Annotated in this window: 5 protein-coding genes and 1 pseudogene; 5 read left to right on the top strand and 1 reads right to left on the bottom strand. The window is 52.5% G+C overall.

Going from position 1 to position 12,321, the window contains the following annotated elements; genetic code table 11:
• Nucleotides 1-2,058 precede the first annotated feature (2,058 nt).
• The 5 genes and pseudogenes from QOL67_RS17770 (at nt 2,059) to QOL67_RS17790 (ending at nt 9,747) form a co-directional block, all read left to right on the top strand.
• On the top strand, nt 2,059-4,362 hold the full coding sequence (locus tag QOL67_RS17770; protein ID WP_283427331.1) for a glycosyltransferase family 61 protein: 2,304 nt from the start codon (nt 2,059-2,061) through the stop codon (nt 4,360-4,362).
• Between the two features lies 1 nt (nt 4,363).
• Nucleotides 4,364-6,457 (top strand): glycosyltransferase family protein, encoded by a 2,094-nt coding sequence (locus QOL67_RS17775; protein ID WP_283427332.1) that lies wholly within the window; start codon nt 4,364-4,366, stop codon nt 6,455-6,457.
• Between the two features lie 712 nt (nt 6,458-7,169).
• Nucleotides 7,170-7,510, top strand: a pseudogene (locus QOL67_RS22095) (integrase core domain-containing protein); the annotation flags it as partial.
• 339 nt (nt 7,511-7,849) lie between these two features.
• Nucleotides 7,850-8,434 carry a TRAP transporter small permease gene (locus QOL67_RS17785; RefSeq protein ID WP_283427333.1) on the top strand — a complete coding sequence of 195 codons (585 nt, stop codon included), beginning with the start codon at nt 7,850-7,852 and terminating at the stop codon, nt 8,432-8,434.
• Nucleotides 8,431-9,747, top strand: coding sequence for a TRAP transporter large permease (locus tag QOL67_RS17790; RefSeq protein ID WP_283427334.1), 1,317 nt, complete (start codon nt 8,431-8,433; stop codon nt 9,745-9,747). The genes QOL67_RS17785 and QOL67_RS17790 overlap by 4 nt, the downstream gene beginning before the upstream one ends.
• Nucleotides 9,748-9,800: 53 nt before the next feature.
• On the opposite strand, the gene QOL67_RS17795 is transcribed toward QOL67_RS17790, so the two are convergent.
• Nucleotides 9,801-12,143: an ankyrin repeat domain-containing protein gene (locus tag QOL67_RS17795; RefSeq protein ID WP_283427335.1), complete on the bottom strand. Its 2,343-nt coding sequence runs from the start codon at nt 12,141-12,143 to the stop codon at nt 9,801-9,803.
• Nucleotides 12,144-12,321: the final 178 nt, after the last annotated feature.

Genomic DNA, 12,321 nt, shown 5'->3' on the forward strand with positions numbered 1-12,321 from the left:
TAAAGCGATTCCGCTTCACTCCACATATTACCCCACGCAGGATGATTGCTAGGATCACGCCTTTTCAAACACCTCCTCCACCTCTGAGACCTTCAAATTGGTGGTGGAAAGCTCATTTTCGCCTAACATATAGGTTTTTAGTATCTCCGCATTTTTTGGCGGTGCACCCTGTTCCGCCTGATGCCGTATGAATGACGTGAAACTTGTTACGTGGAGAAATGAGAAGCTATGTCTCCGGCTTCATCCAGCGACATCAACCTGACGTGGAACGAAATGGGAAAATCATTGCACGTCAAACAAATGCCGGTCTTGAGTTGGTAATACTACATCCTCAAAGCTGCGAAAGTATGTGTAACGGCGCTGAATCTGCACTGTGGTCGAGCTCCCGATAGGATCACGCATAACTGTGAAAAAGGGAGGCCTAAGATGGAATTTTATGTTGGACCAGACGTATCTCATCGCTCGTACGCGCTTTGCATCATCAATGGGAAGGGAGGGGGACGTTAGGAACGGAGTTTACCATGCGAAGTTGAAGATATCGCTGATTTCCATACCCAATTTGGGCGCACCATTGAACAGGTCGGGGTTGAAGCAGGTGCACCAAGCGCATCTATTCATGGGATTGCAAGAATGGGCTTTGGCATCGTCTGATTGGAAGCCAGACAGATCAGCGCAGCGCTGTCAGATTTACGAAACAAGACAGACAAACTGACCAAAGGGAATAGCGCAAATACTGCGCACCGGTTGGTTTAGCGCAGTTCACATGAAGATCTACGAGGCGCATGACCTGTGAGCGCTTTCTGAGCACACGATAGGCGTTGCTTAAGGAAACCATGACTCTAACCATTGAGTCCGTGGCCTGTTGGAAACCTTCGGCGTCAGGCTACCCAAGACAGTCAAACACGGTCGCTTCGACGGAGGGGTGCGCCCCATGATTGGAATGGATTCAATCCCGGCGCACGCGATCATTCCTCTTCTTTATGTATAGATGTTTTCTTTCGGAACTATCTGGAACTGGATAAAAGAGTGAAACTCGCGGCCTCTCGGGGCGCGGTTTTGCTTGCGCGAGATGACTGTGCCAGGAGTTGGGTCGATTGCGGCAATCACATTCAAGCTGCTGCCGATGGTCCAAGCCGTTTCAATCGATCACGGACGGTCGTCGAACACTTTGGACTTACACCCAGACGAAACTAGTCCGGCGAACACGAAAAACCCGATTGGATATCAAAAGCGGGTGACCGAGATGTGCTGGTCACACTCTATGCGGCGAACGCTTTGCTCATGCGTACGATGGCTGGATCGAAAATCATGACTTGGGGAATGCGGTTGACGCGCACCATAGGGCGCAGACGCTCAGTTTTAGCCTTTGCCCGGAAACTAGGTGTTCTTCTGCGTCCGATTTGGGTCAAAGGCATGGAACTCCGTCAGGAACAGGCGGGAGAAACCGCATGACTTGAAACCCCAACCACCCAATCTGATGGGATAGTTCAATCCGGACGAGGTTCGTGGATGGAACCGAAAATGTCTACGGCGTAAATTGAAGCGCACCGGAAAACGGGTTCTCCACTTGCAATCCGACACATGCATGCAGCGACGCCTTTCGAACGCCAAAACAGACTGCGAAAGGAAGCGTGAACCGGATATGCGATCCCTGTTCTATTAACAAAAGGAAAAGGAGCTTGATCCAGACCCCCAATTGGAGAACCAGACTTTCGCGCGCGGTTTGGAGGGGAAAGCTAAGGCAAAAATTTACGGGCATGATGCGCTGGGAACGTACGTTCACCAAATCGCAAAGCTTCAGGCCGGTTTATGCACCGAAAACCACATCGCCTTACTTGATTAACAGTGCAAATCCTCTCTCCATTCGTCGACCGTACTGAATAATTTGCTATGTATATTGATCAAACTGGTGCAAAAATTTTGCAACCAACGGTCTAACTTAAAAGCTCATTGAAGAGGCAAATGCTTCAAGCAGGCAAAAATTTGTCGGCTAAGGACACAAATTGAACATGACGACCAAATAGGCTGACTTTTGGATTTAGAATTTAGGGATGATTTGTGAAAAAGCTCCAACTTGATGTCGCCGGTGATCTGGAAAGCGTTAAAAACGCGGTTATCGTTCCCTCGTCGGATGAAAAAGGTTCCCGAAATCATCCAAGCGGGGTTCTTTGGCCCGACGGTAAAATGGTCAGTAATTCCATCAGCTGGACCGATGGCAACAGTCCAGTAAACTCAAAGCCTGATATGCCATCGGAAACGGAAACGTTGGCCGGAACCTGGATGTTTGGTGGGACGCTGTACGGGCATTTCGGACATTTTATTCTGGAGTCGCTCAGTAGAATCTGGGCGCTGGAGGAGCTACGCGGACAAATTGATGGCGTGATTTTCACGCCGAAGCGCAACGACCCCCAATTTGAACAAGTTATCAAACAATTACGTCCACTGATGGAGGCGCTTGGGGTCGACGTTGAGGCGCGGGTGGCTTTCGCGCCTACGCGTGTCGACACACTGTACGTGCCGCGGCAGGGCGTCGGAATGCATGATCTTATGGAGGGTAGTCAGAAGTTTCGCGATTTTATGAGGCGTCGTGCCGGCGCAAATATCCCTTCAGAGGGTGCATCAAAGATCTACATCTCGCGAAGCAAGCTTCCACCACATCGTGGCGGACTGATTTGCGAGAACATTCTTGAGACGTACCTCGCTGCAGAGGGCTACGAAATGTATCATCCGCAGAACCATTCGGCCGCCGAACAGATTGCGGCTTACAAAGCCGCCACACATATAATTGCAGTTGATTGTTCCCCGTTGCACCTACTTGCTTATGTTGGAAATGCATCACAGAAGGTGGGTATTCTGACCCGACGCAGCATGGCATTCAGTGCTGACTTTGTGCGGCAGCTACAAGCATTCAACAATGGGATTGCGTTTGAAGTTGACGCGTTAGATCGTGATTGGATTCCTGGTCGAGGTCTACGTCCCAGCCGAAGTTCATTTGGGGAGATGAATTTTCCGAAAGCTTGGGACTGCCTGCATTCTCAAGGCATGCTATCCGGTGAAACGCCTTGGCCAGCGTTGACAGACGCTCAACGTCAAGACGATTTGGATCGGATTGCGCAGCTGCACGACAAGACCTTTCACCCATTGGACGAAAACATTGCCATCCGTAACGAGAAACTTGCCGAGCGTGACGCGAAACTTGCAGAGCGTGAGGCGAAACTTGCCGAGCGTGAGGCTAAGCAGCGCGATCAAGCAGCACGGACTGTCACGGTTGCCGATCCAGTTCAAAAAAAGACAAGCGCGCAGACTTCAACGCAACAATCCACCGTCATTACACCCTTGATGCCAATCAAGATCGCAACGCCATGGGAGCCGCGGCCAACCTCCGTTTCGCCCTCCCATGCGTCGCCGTCGGTCGAAACGACAAACACAAACAAGGAAGCCAAACCAAATCATGCTCCAAAATGGTTGGTAGACTTGCGGCGTTCAGCGTGGCGTCGCGGTTTCTACCATTCCGAAGAAAACTTCGCGGCACTTTTTGCAAATCGAGGGGGCGATCATCTGTTTGTATCTTTTGACGACACCGCCGCGACGCGGCACGACCAAATTGACCGCGAAGCTTGGGGCTATGGATTGGCAGCTAAATCAAACTGGTCGCATCTTGGTATTTTTTCATTCAGCCCGAATTGGTATCGGGACCCGACATTATTTGACTACCTGCACGGCCTTCGTGACGGTGGCTTTTTCAAGCAATTTAAAAGCGTGACTATGAGTGGCATTTCCATGGGCGGTTATGCGGCCTGCGCTTTTTCTTCTTTGGTCGAGGGTGCCCAAGTTTTGGCTTTCTCACCTCAGTCGACACTGGACGAGAAATTGGTGCCATGGGAGCAACGCTTTCCCACGGGACGGGCGGCCGGATGGGAGGGGCCTTATGCGGATGCTGCAACTGAGGTCAGTACGGCACAGCGAGTGTATCTTGTATATGACCCTCTCGAGGTATCTGATCTTCAACACGCAAAGCGTTTCTCTTCGCCAAATGTTGTCCACCTAAAAATGCGATACACTGGCAGCAACAGCGTTTTGCGACTGGTTCAATCGGACATGTTGGGGAATCTAATGCGTGCTGTTGCCGAGGACGAGATGGACGGGGCGCGTTTCAATACTGAGTATCGCACAATGAGATCCCGGACATGGTTCCTGCAAGAAGTTTGCCAACGTGCGGAAGAGGCTAAACGCCCCGAGCTTTTGGACCGTGTTGCGCGTTTTGCCGTTGCGAATGATCTGCGCGGCTACGCAGAGCGCATAAAAAAGAGGGCAGAATTGTTACGCCACAACAATGCAGCTCCAAATGTCGATGGAGTATAGAATGTCTCACATCTTGGACGATTTTGAAAAAAAATGGCCAGCATTGCCAGGCGTTAGCCTGTTTATGGCGATGTGTGACAGCGCCCCGACGCTACTGGAATGGGTGCTGCATCATCGCATTCTAGGGTTCGGACAAATCACAATTTACGGTGATGGCGCCAATTCTGAGGCTGAAGCACTGTGTTGTGCACTCCACGACGCAAAGTTGATCCGTTACATACCAACCAAACTAGAGGGCCTAAGTGTTCAGAAGGCGCGTGAACAAGCGAGTATGGAACACATGCTAGACCGTGCCAAAGCTGATCGAAATGAACTGGCTTTGTGGCTGGCTCCAGAGGATTTTGTCGTTGTTTCAGTCGGCGAAGGTCGACTGTTGGATTTGGCAGACGTCTTGCCGCCGTCTCTCGATTTATTGAGCTTGACTACACAAATGGTTGGAGGAAGCAGGCAGTTAACGTACCAGCCGGAAATGCTCATGCGCCGTTTCGATGCCGGAACAGGCACGGGTGAAGGTGGTCCAGTGTTTGCAACATCACTTCGCACCCTGTTTCGACCATCTATAGCTGCGTCTGTGCAGCCCAACCGTCCGAAATTAAAACCCAAATACAAGAAAGGCAAAGAAGCGCTTGAGTGGTTGGATGGTGCCGGGCATGAGGTGTTTGAGCGTTATCGCGAAAAGGGCTGGAGAGCGCCGAAGGCGGACCCTGGGTTTGGGCATGCGCGTGTTGTTTCTTTTGCCTCGCAAGACCCTGAGACATGGCTGCTTCGGAAAACGGACTCATCAAACACGCTTCGTTTTATCACGCCAGAAATGTTAAAAGCCTCGATTGAAAATTACTCGCGGTTCAACTTCCTTCAAACTAAGGTTTCAGGGTTGGATAGAGACATCAGTCGACTTGAAGAGGCCAGGGACGCCCTTTTTGAGGCCGCGCCATCCATTAGGGATGTGCATAACGCGGTCGTTGAAGAATTTGGAGGAAGACTGGAGAGGCTTCTGGTCAAGCAGGACCCTCAGGCCATTGCCGCAATCAATATGTTTTTGTCCGGAAAACTTCCAGCTGCGAGCATGTATAAGTGGGACGTTCCGATGGGTGTTGAGACAACGCTCCCACCAATGTCAGAAACCGCCTCGATTTGGGCGGCCAAACACGGTGCGTCAAAGCTGGAGTTGAGCGAAGAAGATATGTTCGCAGACGAAAATGACGTACCAAAAGGGCTTGAAAACACAGCAGACATGCCTGACAAAAACCATGCTCCGAATTGGCTGAGCGATCTCAGGCTGTCGGGAAATGCACATGGGTTTTATCACTCGATGCCGAACTATGCTTGTAGCTACGTAGCCCGTAGCCAAGAGCATCTTTTGATTTCATTTGATAACTTGTCCTCTGTTTCGGAAAACCCTGTTGAACGGCAACCTTGGGGTTACGGCTTTGTGCAAAAAGCCGGTTGGTCACATCTTGGAGTGATGACTTTTGTACCAGGGTGGTACCGCGACGAAACGTTGCATGAATACCTAATCTCTTTACGGGATTCAGGTTTTTTCACTCGTTTCCAGAGTGTTACACTTTTTGGAACATCAATGGGCGCTTATGCCGCCTGCGCCTTTGCTTCTCTTGTTCCTGGTTGCCGGGTTGCAGCATTTTCACCGCAATCAACTCTGTCCAAAGGTTTGGTTCCTTGGGAGCCGCGTTATCCAGCAGGGCGTCGAGCCAATTGGGCTGGCGCTTTCGTGGATGCGAGCAAAGAAGTGATTACCGCCGAAAAAGCTTGGATCTTCTACGATCCACATATGCCGCTTGACGTGCGACATGTGGAACGTTTCAAAAGCCCGAATGTGATCCGTGTTCCTCTGCGAAATGCGGATCACAAAACAGCGCTTGTGCTCCGAAATGGGGGGGTTCTAAGCAAGGTTGTTCGCAGTATTGTAGAAGACGAGGCAAGCGTTCCCGCGCTCCACCGGCTATACAGGCAGTGTCGAACGGACAAGCTCTACGGAATGAACTTGCTCAAGCGTGCGAAAGCAAGCGGCGGCCAAAGTCGACAAAACCGGGTCGAATTAGCACTTAGAAAAATTTCCACCGGCCATCAAAACTGAGAGACGCTTCGGATGGTAATCCATATACTTTGTCATCGCCCAAATGGAGCAAAATTTGGACGATTAGGCATTTTCTTTGCCGTGTGATTGCCAACCAAAGTAGAGCCCGAGGGCGCCTTGGCGCGCACATGTTTGCGTGGATGTAATCTAAGCCTCGGGGTTATCCCCCCAAAGTTGTGGTGTTCAAAATTCCAATTTTCTCGACAAGATCTCTGAGGAGATTAAGATGAAGCAGGGGCGATTTTGCGAAGCGAAGATCATGGCAATCCTTAATCGGGGCGAGGGTGGTGTGCCGGTCTCGGAGCTCAGCTGAGAGCACGGAATAAGCAGCGCTAGTTTCTATAAATGGCGTGCCTAGTTTGGCGGCATGGCGCGTCTTTGATGTCTGAGATGAAAGATAGGGAGGACGAGAACCGCCTCCTGTATCGCATGCATGCTGAGATGAACATGCAGAACGATCTGCTGAAGGAGGCACCTGGAAGCAGTCCGCTTTCTGCTATTTGTCCGAGGACAATAGATGTGCGCGTTAAGGGCGTCTTTGCGACGGGAGATGGCAATAAACGCGGTTGCACGACATGGGGTCAGCACTGCGCTGGCCTGCCGAGCGTTTTAGCTTCTCAGCGATGTAAACATCACCTGCCAGCCGATGGATCAGCGAGACCTGCTTCAGATGCAGCCCAGTGATGAACGACGAGAATGAAGAGATTGCGAACGGGTCGCGCATAGCTTGAACCAGATCATCGTATGGCGCGGCATGCCGCAGGCAATTCGAGTTGGCAATGGCCCTGAATATATCAGTGGATAGATGATGGAGTGGGCTAAGAAACGCAACGTTCGGCTCGAATGCATCCAGTCCGGCAAACCGCAGCAAAACGCCTTATCGAGCGCTACAACCGCACGGTTCGCGGCGCATTTCTGGACCAATACATCTTTGAAACCATCGAGGCGGCACAAGACCAAGCCACCAATTGGCTCCGGACCTACAACAACGGGCGCTCCAACATGGGCATTGGCGGCATCACACCCGCCATGAAGCTGAAGACTGCTACGTGAATTCTATAGCTGGACCCCAATAAAACCGGGGGGTTACCCCACCTGTGGTTTGCACCAAGTTGCAAAAATGCTGACGCTTGATGTTGCAAACCGCAACTATTGAAGGGGGGAATTGGATTGTTGCAATTTGCAAAAGGATCCCTCCTTGGGCACCACATACCCGTAAAGTATTGAACTGAATATGCGTTACGAGCGTGGCCGAATTCCGGCTTCCGTGTCACATTTTTTGCATCAGACCCGCAAATTTGCTGGCAAACGCCACGCATGCCCCCTAGCACTATGGATCAACCGAGGAAGGCGCTCCAAATTGGCGTCTCAAAGAGCAGGGGGAGAGGCAACATGCACAGGGCAATCAGAGCCATTGCGCAGAGCACGGCGATTTTGGGCGGTTTGGTGCTAACCGCGCTCATTATTCTTACATGTATCAGCATTTTAGGACGAACAATCAGCTCGGTTGCACACGCACCGTTTTTGGAGAGTGCCGCACAAGGTTTGGCCACATGGTTGCAGGCGTCCGGAGTGGGGTCGGTCAATGGTGACTTTGAGCTGCTTGAGGCAGGAGTTGCCTTTGCAATTTTTGCCTTCTTACCGATCTGTCAACTACATGGAGCGCACGCCACCGTAGACGTGTTCACCAACCTTTTGCCAACCCGCATCAATCGTTTCCTGATTGCGTTTTGGGAGTGCGTACTCGCGGCTGTGATACTGCTGATAACTTGGCGTCTCTTTGCTGGTTTGCAAAGCAAACATGCCTATGGAGAAACCACTTTCCTGCTGCAGTTTCCAGTGTGGTGGGCTTATGCGGCCAGCTTTGCAGCGGCCTCCGTGGCCTCTTTGGTGTCTGTGTATTGCGCTGTCATGCGTGTTTGGTCGGCCCTCACTGGCCGAGGGTCCATGACCGCAATCGGGGAGACCGCGCAATGACCAATCTGGAACTTGGCTACCTGTCCTTCCCAGTGCTGCTGGTGATGATCTTTTTGCGGGCGCCAATTGGGCTCGCAATGATGCTTTGTGGCTTGGGTGGCCTTTATTTGGTGACCGGTAACCCAAATATGTTTTTGGCGAAGCTGAAATCAGAAACCTACACAACTTTCTCCAGCTATTCTTTGACCATCATTCCGATGTTCCTATTGATGGGACAGTTTGCCACCCAATCCGGCATGTCCAAGGCGCTGTTTAAGGCTGCAGAGAGCTGGCTTGGCCACAAAAAAGGTGGTGTAGCCATGGCGTCTGTGGGGGCCTGCGCGGGCTTTGGTGCGATTTGTGGATCGTCTCTGGCCACGGCCGCCACCATGAGCCGCGTGGCCTTGCCGGAAATGCGTCGCTACGGCTATTCGGGCGGGTTCTCAACGGCCACGCTGGCAGCGGGCGGCACCTTGGGAATCCTCATCCCGCCATCTGTGATCCTTGTGATCTACGCCATCCTGACGGAGCAAAACATTGCAAAGTTGTTTCTGGCGGCCTTCATTCCCGGTATCCTTGCGGCACTTGGCTATATGCTGACGATCTCGATATATGTGCGCCTTTACCCGGACTCCGCTGGAACACGTCCACCTGTTCCCCTGTCTGAGCGCTACCGCGCGCTGTTGGACGTCTGGCCGGTGCTTTTGGTGTTTGGCGCTGTTGTTGGCGGTATCTATTTTGGTTGGTTCACGCCCACCGAAGGCGCAGCTGTTGGCGCCGCGGGCACCGGCCTGATTGCTTTGGTCAAAGGCAATCTCACGTGGTCCATTCTTAAAGATTGCATCATCTCGACCGCCACCAGCACCGCAATGATCTTTTTCATCGTTCTGGGGGCTGGCATCTACAACGGCTTTCTGGCGTTAAGCCAGGTTCCGCAGGAGCTGTCCAATTGGGTCATCAGTCTTGGTTACGGTCCATGGATGGTACTTTGTCTGATCCTTGCCTTCTACTTGGTCTTCGGTTGTTTGATGGACAGCTTGAGCATGATCCTGTTGACCGTCCCAATTTTCTTCCCGGTGATCCTTGGGTTGGATTTTGGCATGAGCGCCGAGCATGTGGCGATCTGGTTCGGCATACTGGTGTTGATTGTTGTGGAGGTTGGCTTGATCACGCCGCCGGTGGGCATGAACCTGTTCATTATCAACGCGATGGATCGTTCTACGCCGATGGTAGAGACTTATAGGGCGGTGATATGGTTCGTGGCTTCTGACATAGTTAGGGTCGTTCTGCTGGTGGCCTTCCCGGCCATCACGCTGTTTTTGCTTCCCGGATAAGACGAAACGAAAAAAGGCGGCCTCATGGGCCGCCTTTTCTACACTCAGATCCGCTATTTTTTACTGGCACGCCCGCGCTTTTTGCGGATCTCGGCGATCTTTTTGAGCTCCCACTCTTCTCCAAAGCTTTCGATGTGTTCTTGTGCAATCTGCAATGCGCCAAGGCCCTTGCGGTTACGGAAGTAAAAATCAACGCCCAAATCAGCCAGCTCTTCCATATGGCGGATGAGCACAATCGGCTTCAGATCGTTGTCTTCGGCAATCATGTGGGCCACGGTTTCGCCTTTTCCTGTGCGCCAGTTGATGTCCGTTCCCCGCTTGATCAGGAGTTGGATCAATGCCATTCGGCGGCTTTGCGCCTGACCGGCCAGGTGCAGCGGGTTGCGCTCATCTGTGTTGCGGGCGTCCATATTGGCGCCCTGTTTGCAAAGCTCATCAGCGGTGTCTTTTTTTTCTGCGATGATGGCAAGGTGCAGCGGCGTGTTTTTGTTGGGGTCAACCACGTCGATTTTTGCGCCAAGCTTGATCAACGCGCGAATGTTGCTGGCATGACCAGATTCGGCGGCCGCATGTAGAGGCGTGCGTCCGTTGCTGTCCATCGCGTTTGGATCAGCGCCCATGCCGATCAAGGACTTGATCGCTTTGGTCCCTTCAGAGCGACTGGAACCAGCGGCCAGATGCAGTGGGGTCACGCCTTGCTTGTCCTGCGCAACAGGACTGAGGCCCATATCATACAGCGCAGTAATCCCCGGCATGTTTTTGGCCTCCGCAGCAGAATGCATCGCGGTGCGGCCTCGGTCGTCTTCGGCTTCGATCTCTGCGCCCAGCAGGGTCAGGACTTCAAACTTTTTGTGCGCCAAGGGGGACCGCGCCGCGTAGTGAAAAGCGCCTTCGCCAATCTCAGACGTGGCGTTGACATCAACACCTTCCTCAATGACTTTCTCAAAAATACCGAAGTCCGAACAGCGGGCAGAGGAGTGGATCAGACCTTCGCCAAATCTGTTTAGTGTTTTTGTGTTTGCACCCAGCTGGGACAAGGTCGCGAAGGACACACGCCCCAATGCCTCCATGGAGCTGTTGATCGGTGTTTCACCTTGCTTGTTTTCAGCTTCCAAATCGGCGCCAAATTCATGCAGCTTCTTGATCACTTCCACGTGTCCAAACTTGGCTGCAAAGTGCAGAGGAGTTTCGTCAAACTCGTTCTTGCTGTCCACATTCACGTCGCGTTTCAGCAACGTTTCGAGAACTTCCATTCGGCCCCAACGCGCGGCGTCGTGCAAGAGGCTCGCACCGTATTTACGATGCTTAGTCAGATCCGCTCCGAGAGTTTCCAGTGCTCTGAAAGAGGCTGGATTGTCCGCGTTGATGGTTAGGAAAATTGGCGTCTCACCACGTCCGTTCAGCGCTTCTAAATCGGCCCCAAGGGTGTGTAACTTACGCATTGCCACCAACTGACTTGCTGCGGAGGCCGCGTGCAACGCCGTATTGCCTTTGGAGTCCTGATCTTCAAGGCTTATACCTTTGGAGATCAAGCGTTCGAACAGGCGCACATCGCCTGAGCTTGCGGCCTTGTGCAGAATGGTCCCACCGTCTTTGCGTCGCGCCGTGGCATCCGCTCCAAGTTCAACCAATGTGTCAAACATGCGCCCGCCATCGCCACTGGACGCATAAAAAACGGGGGTTTCGCCGCGATTGTCGGGCGCGTTAAGGTTGGCACCCAGCGCAATCAATGCTTTCAAAGTCTCGTAGTTGGAAGCCTCCACCGCAACATGAAGCGGCGTGCGACCACTGTCCCCGGCTTCAGAGACATCCAAGCCAAAACGCATCATTTTTTTGATGACATCTACGGTGCCCAAACGTGCCGCCACATGCATTGGGCCCCATTTTTGTGGGTTCTGCAGGATGTAATTGAAGCCGAACCCAACCAGGCGGTCGAGTTTGGCTTCCGGATCATGCGCCTGGACTGCGCCGTCCAACGCTTGGAAGAATATCGCGTGGGAGCGGTCTTCCCTTTGTAAGGCTGCTGAGATGACACAGGCCATGGTTTCAACCGACGCATAGCGTGCGGCCCAGGTCACGGCGGATGCATCGCCGTTGAGGTTCAAGTCGAGGCGGGCGCCATTCTCGATGAGGAACCGGAAAATCGTTGGCTCCTTGAGTGTAGCAGCAAACAGCAAAGGGCTGGTGCCAAAGGCGCCCTGAAAATTAACGCCGCTGCCAACTTTGGCGTTTTCGCGCACGGCGTCTAAATCGCCGGCAGCCACAGATAACATCAGGTCCGAGATGTCGCCGTTCTTCATCAGCCCTGCAATTGGGCCGGCCTGAACGTCGTTTGGCGCCGCATCAATCAACGCAAAGAGGTCTTCTGCGGAGGCGGCTTTTACTAGTTGATCCAATTTTCAGCTCCCACTGGTTGGTCTATATCGACTAGCGAGAAGAAGTTGAGAGACTCTGAAAATTGACTCGGCGATGCGTAAAATGCGGGCAATTTGCGGACGGAGATCGTTGCCAAAGCGGAACTTGCGACCAAAGGCCAATTGGCAAAGTCTATGTTTTCCTAGGTGGTGGGGCAGG

Source organism: Shimia sagamensis, from assembly GCF_900182745.1.
GTDB classification, from domain to species: Bacteria; Pseudomonadota; Alphaproteobacteria; order Rhodobacterales; family Rhodobacteraceae; genus Shimia; species Shimia sagamensis.